Genomic DNA, 17,691 nt, shown 5'->3' with positions numbered 1-17,691 from the left:
GCAGAAGAACGCTTGTTAATCGCGGTAATTGAGCGCCGGCTTGCGGTCGCCGAGCAAAGGCTTGTACACGTAGCTGCCCACTTTCTGCTTGAGTTCGGCCTTGGCTTTATTTAGCAGCTCAGGATTGGTAAACAAGTCAATGGCGCTGAGTGTCATGGTTTTGGCGGCCACCATCATGCCTTTCGCACCAATCTCCTTGCCACTGCACGCCACAGCCTGCCAGCTGTGGGCAGCCGTACCGGGTATCCAGGTGGCGGCTGTGAGGCCCACAGTCGGCACTACGTAGCTCACGTCGCCTACGTCGCTGCTGCCGCCGCCATCGCGCGGTTTGTAAGGCCCTATTTCCGCTGCTTGGGTTACGGGCGGCGCAGCTGCACCTAGGGTTTCTTGCAGCTGCTTGCCGAAGGCTATTTCTTCTGGCGTGTAGCTCACGCCGCCTACTTGCTCTAGGTTGGTTTGCAGGGCGTGGGCCAGGGTTTCGTTGAGCAGCAACTCGTGCGTGCCCCCGATTATCTCATAGTCCATGGTGGTGCCGGTGCCTAGGGCGGCGCCTTCGGCGGCTTTGGCCACACGCTCAAATACAGACTGCACCACGGCCCGGTCGGGGTGGCGCACGTAGTAATACACCTCGGCGTAGTCGGGCACCACGTTGGGCGCTTTGCCGCCGCTCGTGATAACGTAGTGAATGCGCGTTTCTTGCGGCACGTGCTCGCGCATCATATTCACCATATTATCCATCGCCTCCACGCCATCTAGGGCACTGCGGCCGCGCTCAGGCGAGGCAGCGGCGTGCGCGGCCACACCGTGAAACCGAAATTTGGCCGACTTATTGGCAATGTACTGGCCCGTCATGGCGGCGTTGTTGTTGCTTGGGTGCCAGTGCACTACTGCGTCTACGCCGTTGAAGAGGCCCTCGCGCACCATATACACTTTGCCGCTGCCGCCTTCTTCGGCCGGGCAGCCATACACCTTCACGGTGCCGTGCAGCTTGCCTTCCTTCAGCAGCTTTTGTAGTTCGAGCCCCGTGGCCACGCTCGCCGTACCAAATAGGTTGTGACCGCAGCCGTGGCCCGCATCTTGGCCGGCAATGGGCGTTTTAGTCGCCACTGCCTGCTGGGCTAGGCCCGGCAGTGCATCGTACTCGGCTAGCACCCCAATAACTGGCTGCCCGCTGCCATATGTAGCCACAAAGGCAGTGGGGATGCCCGCCACGCCCGCCTGCACCACAAAGCCGTGGTCGCGCAGCGTCTTTTGCAAGAGCGCCGAACTCTGCGTTTCCTTATAGCCTACTTCGGCAAACCCCCAGATGCGCTGGGCCAACTGCCGGTAGTCGGCATAGTGTGCCTGTAGGTCTTGAATGGCCTGTGCTTTTAGCGGTTCCACCGGAGGGGTAGGGGTAGCAGGCCGCAAGGCCAGCAGCCCGGTGCCAAGTAGCCCTAATAAGTAAAGTTTTGTCATCTAGGTTGGTTGAGAAGATAGGCAGTGGTCTCGAACAGAAGTATTCTAATCGCACTCAGCAGGCAATAAGCAACATTTTACTGGAATATCACCACTGAGCAAAGGCACTAAGGCCCCAGGCCAAGCCATTGGCGGCGGGCTGGCACCAAGCAGCCTGCTAAATCTTAGAGGCGACTAATAGGCCTAGCAAAAAATAATTGCTAGGTGGACTAGGGTGAGCAGTGACCGAATCAACCGGCTACTAACTGGCTGACAAGAATTAAGCTAGTACGATTTAAGGAGCTGCTAAAAAATACATAGTAATATTAATATTATTATGGTAAACCCCTTAAAAGATGCATTTTGTGTGAATAAAATGTAAAATAATAAGAATAGGAAGATTAGATTTGGTTGCCAATGCTGCTAAGCGCTTTGGCTATCAGTCCCCTTATCTCCATCCTTTTCCTGTTAGTATGAGTCAAATGTTTTCCTCCCGGAAGTTTTTACCCTTACTGGGCCTAGGCCTGCTCAGCGCCTTTGGGTGCACCAAAGAGAACCCATCGCCCACGGCCGGTCTTAACAACGGAGTTGATGCTAGCCTCAGCAGCAACGCCCTACTGCGCGATGCCCAGGCCTCGCCCGGTTTTGTACTGCGCTCTAAGCAATACATCATTATTGCTACTGGCGACCAGCTTCCGGCCAATATCGAAGCCCAAGCCACCGCTGCTAATGGCAAAGTAACCAGCCAGCTGCGCGAAGTGGGCCTGGCCGTTGCTACATCCGACGACCCCAACTTTGCGGCCAAAGCTGCCAAGATTGCCGGCGTGCGCTCGGTGGTACACGACTTTACGTACCAAGGCTTTGAGCCGCAGCCTAACCGCGTGATGGAGGAAACTTCCATCAACGTGAACCCTCCCAGCACCGGCGATAGCAACCCGCTTTTTCCCTTGCAGTGGGGCGCAACTGCTATTCAGGCCCCAGCCGCTTGGAATACGGGCAACCAGGGCCAGGGCGTGTTGGTGGCCGACCTCGATGGTGGCTTTGAGCTAAAGCACCCCGACCTAGTAGATAACATCGTGGGCAGCATATCCTTTGTGCCCGGCGAGTCGGCGCAGTTTTCGGGCCCGGCCACGAGCTCTAGCCACGGCACGCACACGGCCGGCACCATCGCCGCCGCCGATAATAGCATTGGAGTTATCGGTATTGCTCCCAAAGCCAAGCTATTGCTGGTGAAGGTACTAGGTGATGGGGGCTCGGGCTCTTTCTCTTGGCTCATCCAGGGCATCCTCTACGCCACGCAGCAGCACGCCGACGTGGTAAACATGAGCCTAGGGGCCGCCGTGCCGCGCAATGGCAAGTACCTCGACGACGCTGGCAATGTTATAAACGACACTAAAGCCACCCAAGAACTGTTGGTGGCCCTGAGCAAAGCCACCAGCTACGCCACCAAAAACGGCGTTACGCTGATTGCCTCGGCCGGCAACGATGCCAACAACGGCAACCAGGATAAGTCGGTAGCGCACATTCCGGCCGATGCCACGGGCGTTATCTCCATCTCGGCCACGGCGCCCATTGGCTGGGCCCTGGCGCCCCTCACCGCCAATCTGGACCGCTTTGCCTCTTACTCCAACTATGGCACGCCGGCCATCACGTTTGCCGCGCCTGGTGGCGATTTCGCTTACCCTACGAATGAGATTGTGACCTTCCGCGGCCAGCGCCAGTACGTGTGGGCCCTGGATATGGTGCTGAGCACCGGCCGCGTCTCCTCAGCTGGCCAAGGCGGCTATACCTGGATGGCCGGCACGAGCATGGCCGCACCGCACGCCACCGGCGTAGCCGCACTCCTCATCGGTAAAAACGGGGGCGACATGGACCCCGCCCGCGTAGAAGCTGCCTTGCGTGCTTCAGTCGACGACCTAGGCAAGCCGGGCCGCGACCCGTACTACGGCTATGGCCGCGTAAACGCACTCCGCGCTGTATCTCAGCCTAACTAAGGCTGAGCGCAGCACAGTAAGAGGCCCCGGCCGCGGGTTGGTACTACTACCAATCCGCAGCCGGGGCCTCTTAGTTTTTGGCTGACACGCCGCACCTAGGGCAAGTGTGGAAGGCGGCCGACGGGCCTACTTCTCGTACTGGCCCACGCTCAGCATTACTAGCGTGCACGCTTCTTCCGTCTGGATGCCGGCGGCCTGCGCTTTCTGCTCCAACTCAGGGTTTTCAGTGCCGGGGTTGAAGATGATACGGCGGGGCTTCAAGCTCAAAATGTAGTCGTACCAACCGGGTTGGTTTTGCGGACCCACATAAAGCGTTACGGTGTCAATATCAGTTTCCTGCGGACGGTCGAGGCGAATGTCGAGGCCCGCCACCTGGCCCTTGCGGATGCCCACAGGCACTACTTCGTGGCCGTAGCGCTTGAGGGAATGCACGGCGCGGTAAGCGTAGCGGTCGGGGTTGTCGGTGGCACCTAGGACGAGAGTTTTCATGGTTTATTAAGCTAAAAATTGGTTGTCATGCTGACGAAGGAAGCATCTTGTCAGGTTGAGACAGTCATTAGCTAACCTGACAAGATGCTTCCTTCGTCAGCATGACAGCCGGAATGGTAAACGGGTTTTAGCGCCCCACGGATACGGCCAGCGCTTCGGCCACTCGCTCGCCGTCCATCGCGGCGCTCACGATGCCGCCCGCATAGCCCGCGCCCTCGCCGCAGGGGTACAGGCCGGCCACCACGGGGTGCCCTAGGTGGTGGTTATCGCGCGGAATGCGCACCGGAGAGGAAGTCCGGCTTTCGACGCCCACAATCTGGGCCGCGTTGGTGGCGAAGTCAGGAATCTTGCGGCCGAAAGCGCGAAATCCCTGCCGCAGCCGCTCGCTGAGAGCAGGGCCGAGTACAGCGTCCATCTCTACACTCACCAAGCCAGGCTGGTAGCTGGTTTCGAGTAGGGTGGGGGAGAGTTTCTTCTGCAAAAAGTCACCTAGGCGCTGGGCGGGGGCCAGCTGGGTATTGCCGGCCAGGCGGCAGGCGCGCTGCTCTATTTCTTGCTGCAAGCGCAGGCCCGCCAGCACACCGTGTTGGGCTACGTCCATGTCAGCCAGCTCCACGGCCGCCACGATGCCCGAGTTGGCAAAGCGCGAGTCGCGGCGGCTGGGGCTCATGCCATTGACGACCACCTCGCCAGGCGCGGTGGCTGCCGGCACAATAAAGCCGCCGGGGCACATGCAAAACGAAAACACGCCGCGCTGCGCGTCGCGCACCTTGGTTTGCTCGACCAGCGCGTAGCTGGCCGCCGGCAAAATGCCGCGCTCGGGCCGCCCATACTGCGCCCGATCGATAAGTGCCTGCGGGTGCTCGACGCGCACCCCTAGGGCAAACGGCTTGGCCTCGATAAGCACGCCGCGCCGATGCAGCAGTTCGTAGATGTCGCGGGCCGAGTGGCCGGTGGCCAGCACGGTAGCCTCGGCCTCGATGGCCTCGCCGCGGTGCGTGACCACACCGCGCAAGTGGTTGTTTTCAAGAATAAAATCCGTGACCCGCGTCTCGAAGCGCACCTCGCCGCTGGCCTCGATTACGGCATCGCGCAGGCTTTGCACCACGGCGGGCAGCTTGTTGGTGCCGATGTGGGGGTGGGCGTCCACTAGGATATCGGGGGTGGCGCCGTGCTGCACCAGTCGCTTGAGGATGCGGCCCACATCACCGCGCTTGGTAGCGCGGGTGTAGAGCTTTCCATCGGAGTAGGTGCCCGCACCGCCCTCGCCAAAGCAGTAGTTCGAGTCGGGATGCACGAGGTGCTCCTTATTAAGAGCGGCTAGGTCGCGGCGGCGGGTGCGCACATCCTTGCCGCGCTCCAGCACGATGGGCCGAATGCCCAACTCGATGCAGCGCAGCGCCGCAAACAACCCCGCCGGCCCGGCCCCCACGATAATGACTTGCCGCCGCGCCTGGCGTACATCGGGGTACTCAAACCATGGTCCCAGTAGCTCGCGGGTGGGGGCAGGCGTGGCGCGGTCGTACACGTCGGCCCGCAGGCGGATGAGTGGCCGGCGGCCCCGCGCATCGAGTGAGCGCTTGCGGATGTGGACAAAATCGGCTTCGCCGGGGCGCAGGCCAGCGGCGGCCAGAATGGCCTCGTAGCGGGCCAGCTCGTTGTAGGCTACCTCGGGGGCGAGGGCCAGGTCTAGTTCTTGTTTCATGAAGTAGGCGAACGGGAGTTAGCCGTTAAGCAAGCGCAAATTTACGATGACTAAGTGAGCCATTCAAATGGCGTGAGTATCAAGTAATACTTATACTTGTGGCGCACTTGGTCTTGCTATTACAGACCATATAAGACAGGCATGAAAAAAATATTCTTCCTCGTATCGCTAGTATTTTGCTCTTATGAATCCTTCTCTCAAAAGATATTGACCTCTTGGAGTCAGCAAAATATCGAGAATTATACAAAGGAGATGTATGATGCAGCCCAAGGCCTTACGTCATCAGAACTTCTTCTGAAAAATATAAATGATAAAACTTGGAGCGCTGTCTTTCTAACTTTAAACGCTTCTGTTAATAATTACTCGAAAGACGCAGTTTATTTAGAGGGTCTTGCTAAGCAGCTAGCGAATAACCAAGAAACTAAATTGCAAGGGACAAGCAGGTTGATTATTTGGGATAGAATTCTTAATAAGGATATTTTATTTGAAGGGAAAGGTCTAGTCGTAGATAATGACTTGTTCAGGGTTGGCGGTAGAGCTAATCAGCTACTGCAAAACTTGACTAATAAGAATTTTGGTTTCGTAACTGCCAATTCAACTGATAAAGAACTTGAAGAGCTAAAAGGTAAGTGGTTAGCCTATTTGTCGAATAAGCCTGTCGAGCAATATCAGCCTATTGAATATAAGAATGCAAAAATTCCGGAAATAAGTAGTTTAGTTGCAATGCAAGCGTTGATTACTTCTTTACAAGACAATCCCCAAAAGCAACAGCTAGTAAAAAACTGCCTAAAGAAAGTCTATAACTTGGATGAGATGCCAAAAGACAAAGGTTCTTCTGCGTCGTATTGTAATCCTGATACATACACATTTGCCTATTTAGGAATGCTGCTAGGAGATACAAAATTTGATAGCAGTAAGGATGCAAAGTGGTGGCAAAATTTCTGGGACATGAATCATAGTAAACTCGTTTGGAATGATGAAAAAGGGGTTTATGAAGTAAGGAAGTAGTTTTCACTGATTCGATAACGGTATAGTTTAAAAGTGAAATGACCTAGGGACACTATAGAGATATACTATATCCCGTGCCCCTCAACCACCTAGCGACCTAGCCGCTACGGGCATTCTAGTGTTGCGAGCGGCCAGTGTTAGCCCGCCGCCCACCTGCCCAACCATCCACCCTATTAAAACGAAGCGCGCATGGATATTTTCGCACGAATGCTGGCTGGGGGCACCATTCGCATGGACGACCCAGAAATACCGGCGATGTGGGCGGTGGTGAGCAGAGCGTTGCGCCTATCGCCCGCTCTCAACGCCGCCACCGACACCAGCCAGGTGCGCGCGCTGCTGAGCGAGCTCACGGGCCGGCCCATCGACGCCAGCACAAGGGTATTTGCTCCGTTTCATACCAATTTTGGGCGGCACATCGTCATCGGTAAGAACGTGTTTATCAACCACGCCTGCACCATGTTGGACCTAGGCGGCATCACGATTGAGGACGACGTGCAGATTGGCCCCAAGGTCAACCTCATCACCGAAAACCATCCCACCGACCCGGCCCAGCGCAAGACCTTGCTGCTAGGAGGCGTGCACCTAAAGCGCAACGCCTGGATTGGGGCCGCCGCCACCATTCTGCCCGGCGTCACGGTGGGTGAAAATGCCGTGGTGGCCGCAGGTGCCGTGGTGCACAAAGACGTGGCGGCCAATACTATCGTGGGCGGCATTCCGGCTAGGATAATTAAGACGATTGAAGCCGCCTAGGGTGCTTAAATTCTGAATTTTACACGCAGCTGGTACGGGTTACCTTGCGCTAAACTCGCGCCAGTTGAGGAAAAAGGCAGTATGAGAGAGAAATTAAAATGCAGAAATAACTTTATTCTTTACGGTGTATTTCTGAGTGTTGTAATAAGCTCTTGTAATAAGCAAAGCCCCATAAGGCTAAAATATACAACTGGAGTTCGCTCAATTTTAGAAGATAGCAAGGGAAATAGTTGGTTTGGTAGCAACAGCGAAGGAGTGTGTTTACTGCATGACGGAAAGCTGCGCTATTTCACAACAAAGGAAGGGCTAAGTGATAACCAAGTAAGGAATATTTATGAGGATAAAAATGGTGTAATTTGGTTTGAATGCGGGAGAGGATTAAGTACCTATGATGGCAAGAAAATGGCTTCGTATAAAGAACGAAACTATACTTTAAAGAACGATTGGAAGCTAGCTGAAGATGACCTTTGGTTTAAAGGCGATGAAATTGAGGGCTACAATAAATTTGAGAAGTATCCTGGGGTATATCAGTACGACGGCCAAAGTCTTTCCTACCGCCTGTTTCCTGTTACACCTAGGCCAGAGGATGGGTTTAAGTATTATATTTCAACACCTTTTGTCAAAGGTAAAAATGGAGTCGTTTGGTTTGGGGCCTACGGTGCGATAATAAGGTATAATGGTTCAGCTTTTAATATATTGGATAATAAGTATTTTGGGTTAAACGCAGAAACCGGTTTTTTGCATATTCGAAGTATAATTGAAGATAGAAAAGGAAATATTTGGATTGGTAATAATGGAATAGGCGTTCTGAAATATGATGGAGAAAAGGTAATCAATTTCACTGCGCAGCAGAAGTTAAAGAAGGTATATACGAAAGGTAACTCTCTTGAAAAGATTTTTTCAGTTGCAGAGGATACTGCAGGTAATATCTGGTTTGGGACTGTAGGGTCCGGCGTGTGGAGATATAATGGTAGTTCCGTGAAAAATTTTACTAAAGAAAACGGAATTGAAAGCAAGCATATTTGGACTATATATAAAAGTAAACAAGGTGAATTGTGGTTTGGAGGAGCAAATCCAAGTGGTGTGTATCGATTCAATGGAAATTCTTTCGAAATAAAATATTAGCTAAAGCCTGAATGCACATTATACTTTTTGCTGCTATGTTGGCAGATAAATAAATTTCGGAGATTGGCGCGAGGTTAGGCGAATCTATGACTCGTGCCAACTCTTGATGACGAGGTTACACCTCATCTGCCGCAACGTGGTAAGCGGCGGTGGTTATCCGTTGCAATGATTGCTAGTGCTGTTTGCCGTGTTGTGGTAGTGGAGGCACAGTTGCCATGCCATAAGCAGGTGCGATGTACACTGTGCTAAAATGGCGTCAGGCTTCAACAGTCCGAAGCCGCTCGCGGCTACCTTCGCGGCTATGGCTGCTTCCCCACTTCGCTCCATTATTTCTGGCTCCATCGGCAACCTAGTCGAGTGGTACGACTGGTACGTGTACTCGGCGTTTGCCTTGTATTTCGCGCCGGTCTTTTTCCCGAAGGCTAGCGCTACGGCGCAGCTGCTGAATACGGCGGCCATCTTTGCAGTGGGCTTTTTGATGCGGCCCCTAGGTGCCGCGTTGCTCGGGGCGTATGCCGATAAGCGGGGCCGGCGGGCGGCGCTGCTGCTCTCGGTGCAATTGATGGCGGGCGGCTCGCTGCTCATAGCCTGTAGCCCTGGCTACGCCACCCTAGGGCTGGGGGCGCCGGCCTTGCTACTGTTGGCACGGCTGCTGCAAGGCATCAGCGTGGGTGGCGAGTACGGCACCTCGGCCACCTATCTCTCCGAAATGGCGGGGGCGCGGCACCGGGGCTTTTGGTCGAGCTTTCAGTACCTCACGCTTATGGGTGGGCAACTGCTGGCTTTGAGCGTGCAATTGACCCTACAGCAATTTTTGTCGCCCACCGAAATGACGGACTGGGGTTGGCGGGTACCTTTCGTAATTGGCGCCGGGGCGGCCCTAGGGGCACTTTATTTGCGCCAGCACATGCGCGAAACAGACGCTTTTGAGCAAGAGCATAAGGATGCTCCCGCCACGCGCGCGGCCAAGCCTTCGGCTTTCAAGCAGCTACTGGCTTATCCTAGGGCCAGCCTCACGGTGGTGGGCCTTACTCTAGGGGGCACACTAGCATTCTATACGTTTACGACCTACGCGCAGAAGTTTTTGGTGAACACCAGCGGCTTCAGCAAAGAGCAGGCTACGCTTATTTCCTTCGGGGCGATGGCGGTGGCGCTGGTGTTTCAGCCGCTGCTGGGTGCCATTTCGGATAGGGTGGGGCGGCGGCCGGTACTGCTATTTTTTGGGGTGGCGGCCACCCTAGGTACGGTGCCACTGCTGCGGCTGCTAGCGCACACCAGCAGTGCATGGGCGGCTTTCGGGCTGCTGGTGGCAGCCTTGTTTGTGGTGAGTGCCTACACTAGTATTTCGGCCATTGTGAAGGCCGAGCTGTTTCCAACCCAGGTGCGGGCTCTCGGCGTAGGGCTGCCTTACGCCCTCACGGTAGCCATCTTTGGTGGTACTGCCGAGTACATCGCGCTCTTTGCCAAGGAGCAAGGCCGCGAAGAGTGGTTTTATTGGTACGTGACGGGCTGTGCCCTGCTTTCGCTGCTAGTATACTGGCGCATGGGCGAAACCCGCACACGCGGACATATGGATGTATCCTAAGAAGCCGGTCTTTCCTGAGTCTTGTACTTCACTTCTTCGGCTTTCCAAATAGGTAAGGTGGCACACAGTGATTCTGAGAATTCTTTAGTCAAGCGCGTAATATCACCGCTGGCAAAGTGCGCTTCGATTAAGGCAATGACAGCTGGAGTATAGCAGACTTTTGATTTGAAATTTTCTAGAAAATCTACCGCCAATATCAATTTTATCATGCGCTTTGTCTTGCGATGCAAGCCTATCACTACTACGCGGCTGCATGTGCCAGGAAAGTAGTCGATAATGTAGACTTTAGCGCCTGGTGCAAAGTGTTTGCTAGCGGGGCGCGTTTCGGCGCCGTTTGGGCCATAAGGCCGGTTAGCCACTACATTAGCTACTGCTGTCCAATAGGTTTTTAGTTGGGATAACATGCTTGCGTAAACTAATTGCTGGGCTTTCTACTTTCCTGCCTACACCTTACTTTTTCCCCATATGCGTTTCTATTCTTCTCAGCTTTTGGTAGCTGCTATCACGGCTACTGCGCTTGCTTTCAGTGCTCATTCAGTCCAGGCGCAAGACCAAACTCCGGCGCCCGCCACCGCGCCGGCCAAGATGCCCGAAGATAAATCTAAGCGTCCGAGCCCGCCGGCCGTGGTCAAAACCACGGTGCGCGGCACCGACGTCACCATCGACTACAGCCGCCCGTCGCTGAAAGGCCGCGCGGCCTTTGGCGAGAAAAGTCCCCTGGCCCCCAATGGTGAGGTGTGGCGCACGGGCGCTAACGAAGCCACCACCTTCACAGTGAGCAAGGACGTGAAGATTGAAGGCCAGGCGCTGCCCGCAGGTACCTACAGTCTGTTCACCATCCCCGGCCCCAGCGAGTGGACTATCATCTTCAACAAAACTGCCAAGCAGTGGGGGGCCTACGACTACAAAGCCGCTGACGACGTGCTGCGGGTGAAGGTGAAGCCAAAGGCTATCGCCACGCCCGTTGAGCAATTCACCATCATGGCCGATAAGTCGGGCAAAGTGACGATGGAGTGGGCTAAAACCGCTGCTTCTTTCACGGTAAAGTAAGCGTCGGCAGTCATCTAACTACTCGAAAAGGCCAAGCTACGCACCTTCGCTGAGGTAGGTAGCTTGGCCTTTTTTTAGCTGCAAAAGAGCCCTAGGTAGCCGGGGCTAGTGCCAGCAACAGCACGCGCCAGGCTTCGGCTACTTTGCCTTCTTCCAGCCACTGCCGGCCCAGCAGCGTGAACTGGGTGGCCTGCTCAGTGGCATCGGCGCGGTGCTTATTAAGGAGGTAGGCCACCATCGGCTCTGTTTTGATTTCTTCGACCTGGGCGGGGGTGGGCAGGGCGTCGCGCTCGGTGTTGGCGAGGCGTGCCAGGTGGTTGCCGGTAAGCAAGCTACTGTGCCGGATGGGCTCGGGCAACTCGTCGAAGCCGATGCCTAGGCGGCGGTTGGGCCGCGCCACTGAGAAGAGGCTGGCCGGCGAGAGGCGGCTGTACCAATCGCCGTTGAGGCGCGACACCGCCTCAAACTTGCGCGGGTCGAGGCCGGGTCGACCATCTAGCAGAAGCGCCTCGCGAAAGTGCCCTTGCACCACGCGGCACACCACCAGCGTGCCGTGGCCGGGACCATCACCTAGGCCAATCAGCTGCTCGACTACGCACTCGAAAGCCGCTGGGCACTCGGCCACGCGGGGCGGGCGCACTTTGGTCGAAGCTACTTCGGTGAGGCCGGCCTTGGTAAACTCATTGACGCTGGCCGGGTACTCGGCGCTGGCCAATGACAGCTGCTCGACCAGCGAATAATCGCAGATATTAACCACCACTTCGGGTACCTCACGCACGTTGCGCAGCGTGTCCTTCTCCGAGTTATCGGTGCCCCGGCTGGTGGGCGAAAATACCAAAATAGGCGGGTTGGAGCTCACCACGGTAAAGAAGCTGTAAGGGCTTAAATTCACGGCGCCCGCTGCCGATACGGTGCTGACAAACGCGATGGGGCGCGGCGCTACCGAGCTAATCATGAACTGGTAAAAGTCGTTGGTCGGCAGCTCGGCAGGGTCAACGGGGCGGGTGGCAGGGATAGACATAAGTAGCTAGCAGTTGAGAGGCCAAAGCTACGGCGGGTCGGCACGGCCCCACGCCAGGCGCTCGGCCCGTAGCTGCTGGGCTTACCTGTAAAATCGCGTTAGGATACTTGCTAAAAGGCTATACATTTGCTTACTACCTATAGCTTTAGGTGCTCCTACCTTTCCCACCCATGTCGGTACCTACCTGCCCCAAATGCGACTCGAAAGAAGCGACCAAAAGTGGCGTGATAAATGAGCGCCAGCGCTTTAAGTGCAAAGCCTGCAGCTACCACTACACCGTGGATAAGGTAGGGCGCGAGGTAAACCCCTACTACGTAGTAAAGGCCTTGCAGCTCTACATTGAGGGCGTGAGCTACCGCGAGATAGAGCGACTGCTCGGCGTGAGCCACGTGAGCGTGATGAATTGGGTAAAGAAATATGGCATTAAAGTGCCCCGCCAGACTGATTATCACCCAACCTACAAGATTCTGAATCAAAAGGAGTTGTCAGAATTCTTTCAGAAGCCAGAAAACCTGAAAAGCGCGGGTTTGGTCGTGACGGAGCTGGGCGACAAATACATGATGATACGCTGGGAGCGGTTTCGGGCAGGGTAGGGGCCGCGGCTGGCGTAGAGCAGCATACTTTTTCCTTCTTTTACTTCTTGATGAAAGCAGTTCAATCTTCCTCTCCGGCGGCCGAGCGGCCTCCCGTTGGCTTGTTCAGCGCCGTAGTTGTGGTAGCCGCCCTAGGGTATTTTGTAGACATATATGACCTGGTGCTATTCAGTATCATTCGGGTCGAAAGCCTGAAGGGCATTGGGGTGCCCGAGGCCACCCTCACCGACGAGGGCCTGCACCTGCTGAGCATGCAAATGTGGGGGATGCTGCTGGGCGGCATCTTGTGGGGTGTGCTCGGCGATAAGCGCGGGCGGCTCTCGGTATTGTTCGGCTCCATCCTGCTGTATTCGCTGGCCAACATTGCCAACGGCTTTGTAACCAGTGTAGAGCAGTACGCGTGGCTCCGCCTGATTGCGGGCGTCGGGTTGGCCGGCGAGCTGGGCGCGGGCATCACGCTAGTGGCCGAGAGCCTGCCCAAAGAAAAGCGCGGCTACGGCACCATGATTGTGGCCTCGGTGGGCGTGTCGGGCGCCATGGTGGCGTACTGGATAGGGCAGCAGTTTGGCTGGCGCAACGCCTACTTTATTGGGGGCGGGCTGGGCCTAGGGCTGCTGGCGCTGCGGGCGGGCGTGTTCGAGTCGGGCATGTTTGAGCAGGCTAAGACTACCGACGTGGCGCGGGGTAATTTTCTAAGCTTATTTACCAACGGACCACGCTTTTATAAGTACTTGCGCTGCCTGTTCATCGGCACCCCGTTCTGGTTTTTAGTGGGCATTCTTATTACCCTAGCCCCGGAGTTTGGCAAGCAGTTTGGCCTGCAAGCACCCGTGACGGGCGGCCTCAGCATCTTCTGGTGCTACTTCGGCCTCACCCTGGGCGACTTCACCAGCGGCGCGCTGAGCCAGCTGCTGCGCAGCCGCACCCGCACGCTGCAGCTCTTTATCGTGGCCACTAGCATCATGGTGGCGGTATACCTACTTGGGCTGCGCGGGGCTAGCAGCACAGTATTTTATGCGGCTTGCTTCGCCATTGGCTACGCGGGGGGCTTCTGGGCCCTGTTTGTGACGGTGGCCGCCGAGCAGTTTGGTACCAATCTGCGCTCGACGGTAGCCACTACCATTCCCAACTTTGCCCGGGGCGCCACGGTGGTAGTAGTGCCCTGCTTTCAATACCTGCGCACGGTGCCCGCCCTAGGCATGGTTGGCAGTGCGGGCGTCATTGGGGCCGTGCTACTGGCCCTAGCGTTTTTCAGCGCCAGCACGCTCCCCGATACCTATTCTAAGGACTTGAACTATGTGGAGTAAGAGCCTTCGCAGCAACTGACCGCCCTAAGTGGTTGGTAAACGGCAGCTTCCGCGCAGGGGCTGCCGTTTGGCTTTTAAGGTAAAACGTATAGTGTAAGCCCCAAAGTTATACTCTTTATCGCTAAACTACTATAGGTTTGCTTGCTAGGTATAGCTTCGAAAATTGTAATAATTAGCTTGAAAAGCAATATTGATACTGAAAGAAACAGTTAGGTATTCGAGTCAGAAGATGGATAACGCTGTATTTGAGCAAAATAAATACTTTGGCTATATGATTAGCAAAAGTATAGCTGGGTGGTAGCGACAGGGGTAGGGAGGTTGCTATTTGGTAGTGTCAAGGCTGCGGCTGTTGGCTCACCCGTTCTACTTCCACCCACTCTTCATGAAAGTTACTCGTTATTCGCTCACGCTGAGCGGCCTGCTGCTGGCTGGGGTTGCCACCGCACAAGTAGCACCGCCGGCTCCTTCGGCGCCTGCGCCTGCGCCCGCTGCCCCTGCGCCGCCGCCTACGCCGCCGGCCCCCACCAAGCCGGTGCCCTATGGCTCAGGTATGAAGTTCAACCTCTCGCCTGATGGCCAGAAGTATGTGCGCCTGATGGCCTGGACCCAGGTGTATGTGCGCTACAACGAGAACAACACGGGCACGCTGCGCGGACCCAGCGAGCCCAAAAGCAGCCAGCTCGACTTCGGTATCCGGCGCTCGCGCATGGTGCTGCTGGCCCAGCTTAGCCCTCGCTTCCTCATTTATACTCACCTAGGTATAAACAACCAAAACAACGTGAGCGGCGGCGTATCGCCTACGGTCGATGGTAAAAAGCCGCAGTTCTTCATTCACGAGGCTGTGACGGAGTACAAGGTCAACAAGTACCTCAACCTGGGGGCGGGCCTGCACTACTACAACGGTATCTCGCGCCTGAGCAACGCCAGCACCACGAGCATCTTGTCGATGGATTTGCCGCTCACCAACTTCCCGACCATCGACGCGCTCGACCAGTTTGCGCGTTGGATTGGGGTGTTTGCCAAGGGCCGGGTGGGCAAGTTTGACTACCGAGTTTCGATGAGCGACCCCTTCCTGACCAACCTGCCCACTAACACGGCTTACGTGGTGGGGGGCGTGCAAACCGGCAACCCGCTGGCCTTAGGAAACAGCGTAACTAATTTTAATACGCAAGGGACTGCCATTGGCATCACCAGCACGGGTACCAACGTAGCCAACTATAACCCCCAGAATGATGGCCATGTCTATCAGGGTTATTTCAGCTACAACTTCTTTGAGCCCGAGTCCAATCTGCTGCCCTACACGCAGGGAACCTACCTAGGCACTAAGAAGGTGCTGAGCATTGGCGCAGGCTTCATGTACAACCAAAACGGCATGTACTCGCGGCCTACCAATAACGTTGTGACATTGTCGAACTCCACTGCGACGCCAGACTTGTTTGCCACTGTGCCCACTACCAAGCATGACATCAAGCTCTTCGGCGTTGATGCGTTCTTCGATACGCCGCTCGACACGGCCCGGCGCACGGCCGTCACCTTCTACGGGGTGTATTACAACTACAACTTTGGGCCTAACTACGTGCGCTTTGTGGGGGCCGAAAACCCCGGCTACGGCGCCAGCGCCTACCGCGGCAATGCTGTGCCACAGTCGGGCACCGGCGGCTCGGTATATGGGCAGCTAGGCTTTTTGCTAGGCAAGAAAACCCTAGGTACTAAGGTGCGCTTGCAGCCCTACGTGGCCTACCTGCACAGCAACTACGAGGGCCTGCGCAACGCCGCCGGCGAAGTGCAAGGCGTGAATGTGTACGATGCGGGCCTCAACTTCCTCATCGATGGCCACAACGCCAAAGTGACCCTCAACTACCGCGAGCGTCCCGACTTCAACATGACCACGGTAGGTGGCGTGGGTGTGGCCGGCGAGGTGCGCCACCGCCCCGAAATCACGCTGCAAACGCAGGTGTTTCTATAAGTGGTTAGTTGTTAGTTGTTAATGCCCAGCGTTGATAAGTTGCCATTAACAATTAATAACTAACCATTAACAATTAAAAACTCTATTTCCCCACCCAAAAATCTCATGGAACAAAGCCTAAACCCCGCCGCCTACGGCGCGGCGCTGGACGCGCCAGCGGCGCACGACAACAACCACGTCGATACCAAAACCATCCGGCAGGTTATCACGGCCTCGTCGGTGGGCACGGTCATCGAGTGGTACGACTTCTACATTTTTGGCTCGCTCGCGGCCATTATCGGGCCGGTGCTATTTGGGCACGCCGGCAAGATTGAGGATACGTTGCTTGGGGCGCTGGCCGTGTTTGGGGCGGGCTTTGTGGTGCGGCCATTCGGGGCCATGTTCTTTGGCCGGCTCGGCGACATGATAGGGCGCAAATACACCTTTCTGGTCACGCTGCTGATTATGGGCGGGGCCACATTTATCACGGGCCTTATTCCGAGCTACGATTCTATTGGCTACGCGGCCCCGGTTATCGTTGTGATTCTACGCTTGTTGCAGGGCCTGGCCCTAGGTGGCGAGTACGGCGGGGCGGCTACCTACGTGGCCGAGTACGCCCCTGATGCCAAGCGCGGCTACTACACCAGCTTCATCCAGATTACGGCCACGGGTGGCCTTATCCTCAGCATTTCGGTTATCCTGATTACCCGCAAGCTCATGGGCGAGGAGGCCTTTAAAGAGTGGGGTTGGCGCATTCCGTTCCTGCTCTCGGGCGCCCTGGTTATCGCTTCGTACTACATCCGCAAGAAGCTGCACGAATCGCCGCTTTTTGCAAAAGCCAAGGCTACTGGTACCACCAGCAAGAGCCCGCTGCGCGACTCCTTCGTGAACCCGATTAACCGTCGCCTGGTGCTTATCGCTCTTTTCGGGGTGACTATGGGCCAAGGTGTTATCTTCTACACCAGTCAGTTTCAGGCTTTCACCTTCATGAATGCCACGCTGAAACTTGACATCGTGCATTCGAGCATTATCATGGTGGTGGCCATGCTGCTGGCCACGCCGCTGTTCGTGTATTTTGGCTCACTTTCCGACCGCATCGGGCGGAAGAAAATCATCATGACGGGCATGATTTGTGGGGCGCTGTTCACCATTCCGCTCTTCTACGGCATCAAGGCGTTTGCTGGGCCGCTCACCGAGATTACCCCCGCCACCGTGGACGCCGCCGGTAAGGCCGTGCCCGCCGTTATGAAGGCCCTCACGCCCAACATTCCGGCCATGATTGCGCTCGTGTTCTGCCTCGTGCTGTTCGTGACGATGGTATACGGCCCCATCGCCGCCTACCTCGTTGAGCTGTTCCCGACCAGCGTGCGCTACACCTCGCTATCGGTACCTTATCACATTGGTAATGGTGTGTTTGGTGGCTTCGTGCCGCTCATCGCTACATCCATCGGCGTGTGGGCCGCAGCTCAGCCAGCTGGCACCTTTGCCAAGGAGCACAGCAGCCTAGTGGGTCTGGTTTATCCAGTGGTCATTGCCTTAATCTGCTTCTTAGTGGGCATGGCCATGATGAAAGACACCCGCAACGTAAAGCTGATGGACAGCTAGTCCGCGAGTACCCGTTGCACATGCGCTAGTGGACCAAAAGTCCGCGCTAAAACCCGCCTGGCAAAGCGCCAGGCGGG

Annotated in this window: 15 protein-coding genes; 10 read left to right on the top strand and 5 right to left on the bottom strand. The window is 56.0% G+C overall.

Annotation, left to right across the window (positions count from 1 at the left end; translation table 11 throughout):
• Positions 1 to 15: 15 nt before the first annotated feature.
• Positions 16 to 1,458, bottom strand: a complete 1,443-nt coding sequence (locus tag FNT36_RS04775; protein WP_144844866.1) for an amidohydrolase — start codon at positions 1,456 to 1,458, stop codon at positions 16 to 18.
• Positions 1,459 to 1,910: 452 nt separating this feature from the next.
• On the opposite strand from FNT36_RS04775, the gene FNT36_RS04770 reads away from it, so the two are divergent.
• Entirely contained in the window at positions 1,911 to 3,431 is a 1,521-nt protein-coding gene (locus FNT36_RS04770; protein ID WP_233635684.1) for a S8 family peptidase, read from the top strand.
• Positions 3,432 to 3,557: 126 nt separating this feature from the next.
• Here FNT36_RS04770 and FNT36_RS04765 read toward each other — a convergent pair whose 3' ends face one another.
• Together FNT36_RS04765 and FNT36_RS04760 are read right to left on the bottom strand one after the other, a co-directional pair.
• On the bottom strand, positions 3,558 to 3,920 hold the full coding sequence (locus tag FNT36_RS04765) for a CoA-binding protein (RefSeq protein ID WP_144844864.1): 363 nt from the start codon (positions 3,918 to 3,920) through the stop codon (positions 3,558 to 3,560).
• Between the two features lie 127 nt (positions 3,921 to 4,047).
• The gene (locus FNT36_RS04760; protein ID WP_144844862.1) at positions 4,048 to 5,625 is read right to left on the bottom strand and encodes an NAD(P)/FAD-dependent oxidoreductase; all 1,578 of its coding nucleotides are present in this window, start codon (positions 5,623 to 5,625) and stop codon (positions 4,048 to 4,050) included.
• Between the two features lie 141 nt (positions 5,626 to 5,766).
• Here FNT36_RS04760 and FNT36_RS04755 point away from each other — a divergent pair, with 141 nt between their 5' ends.
• From FNT36_RS04755 to FNT36_RS04740, 4 genes are all read left to right on the top strand, one after another.
• The gene (locus tag FNT36_RS04755; protein ID WP_233635683.1) at positions 5,767 to 6,633 is read left to right on the top strand and encodes a hypothetical protein; all 867 of its coding nucleotides are present in this window, start codon (positions 5,767 to 5,769) and stop codon (positions 6,631 to 6,633) included.
• Between the two features lie 189 nt (positions 6,634 to 6,822).
• Entirely contained in the window at positions 6,823 to 7,383 is a 561-nt protein-coding gene (locus tag FNT36_RS04750) for a DapH/DapD/GlmU-related protein (protein ID WP_144844860.1), read from the top strand.
• 81 nt (positions 7,384 to 7,464) lie between these two features.
• A complete protein-coding gene (locus FNT36_RS04745; RefSeq protein ID WP_144844858.1) occupies positions 7,465 to 8,508 on the top strand; it encodes a ligand-binding sensor domain-containing protein in 1,044 nt (347 codons plus the stop codon).
• A gap of 301 nt (positions 8,509 to 8,809) precedes the next feature.
• Positions 8,810 to 10,093, top strand: a complete 1,284-nt coding sequence (locus FNT36_RS04740; RefSeq protein ID WP_144844856.1) for an MFS transporter — start codon at positions 8,810 to 8,812, stop codon at positions 10,091 to 10,093.
• Here the strand turns inward: FNT36_RS04740 and FNT36_RS04735 are convergent.
• Positions 10,090 to 10,497, bottom strand: a complete 408-nt coding sequence (locus FNT36_RS04735) for a hypothetical protein (protein WP_144844854.1) — start codon at positions 10,495 to 10,497, stop codon at positions 10,090 to 10,092. The two genes, FNT36_RS04740 and FNT36_RS04735, sit on opposite strands and share 4 nt — an antisense overlap.
• Before the next feature lie 61 nt (positions 10,498 to 10,558).
• On the opposite strand from FNT36_RS04735, the gene FNT36_RS04730 reads away from it, so the two are divergent.
• On the top strand, positions 10,559 to 11,143 hold the full coding sequence (locus tag FNT36_RS04730) for a DUF2911 domain-containing protein (protein WP_144844852.1): 585 nt from the start codon (positions 10,559 to 10,561) through the stop codon (positions 11,141 to 11,143).
• 91 nt (positions 11,144 to 11,234) lie between these two features.
• Here FNT36_RS04730 and FNT36_RS04725 read toward each other — a convergent pair whose 3' ends face one another.
• A complete protein-coding gene (locus FNT36_RS04725) occupies positions 11,235 to 12,164 on the bottom strand; it encodes a flavin reductase family protein (RefSeq protein ID WP_144844850.1) in 930 nt (309 codons plus the stop codon).
• A gap of 170 nt (positions 12,165 to 12,334) precedes the next feature.
• Here FNT36_RS04725 and FNT36_RS04720 point away from each other — a divergent pair, with 170 nt between their 5' ends.
• The 4 genes from FNT36_RS04720 (at position 12,335) to FNT36_RS04705 (ending at position 17,614) form a co-directional block, all read left to right on the top strand.
• Positions 12,335 to 12,757, top strand: a complete 423-nt coding sequence (locus FNT36_RS04720) for an IS1/IS1595 family N-terminal zinc-binding domain-containing protein (protein WP_144844848.1) — start codon at positions 12,335 to 12,337, stop codon at positions 12,755 to 12,757.
• A 50-nt stretch (positions 12,758 to 12,807) separates the two neighbouring features.
• The gene (locus tag FNT36_RS04715) at positions 12,808 to 14,064 is read left to right on the top strand and encodes an MFS transporter (RefSeq protein WP_144844846.1); all 1,257 of its coding nucleotides are present in this window, start codon (positions 12,808 to 12,810) and stop codon (positions 14,062 to 14,064) included.
• A 382-nt stretch (positions 14,065 to 14,446) separates the two neighbouring features.
• Entirely contained in the window at positions 14,447 to 16,030 is a 1,584-nt protein-coding gene (locus FNT36_RS04710; RefSeq protein ID WP_144844844.1) for a hypothetical protein, read from the top strand.
• 105 nt (positions 16,031 to 16,135) lie between these two features.
• Positions 16,136 to 17,614, top strand: coding sequence for an MFS transporter (locus FNT36_RS04705; protein WP_144844842.1), 1,479 nt, complete (start codon positions 16,136 to 16,138; stop codon positions 17,612 to 17,614).
• The last annotated feature ends 77 nt before the right edge of the window (positions 17,615 to 17,691 follow it).

The sequence above is a fragment of the Hymenobacter setariae genome, assembly GCF_007713685.1.
GTDB classification, from domain to species: Bacteria; Bacteroidota; Bacteroidia; order Cytophagales; family Hymenobacteraceae; genus Hymenobacter; species Hymenobacter setariae.
The sequence above is the reverse complement of the archived record's forward strand: the minus strand, read 5'-3'. Positions and strand labels throughout refer to the sequence as shown.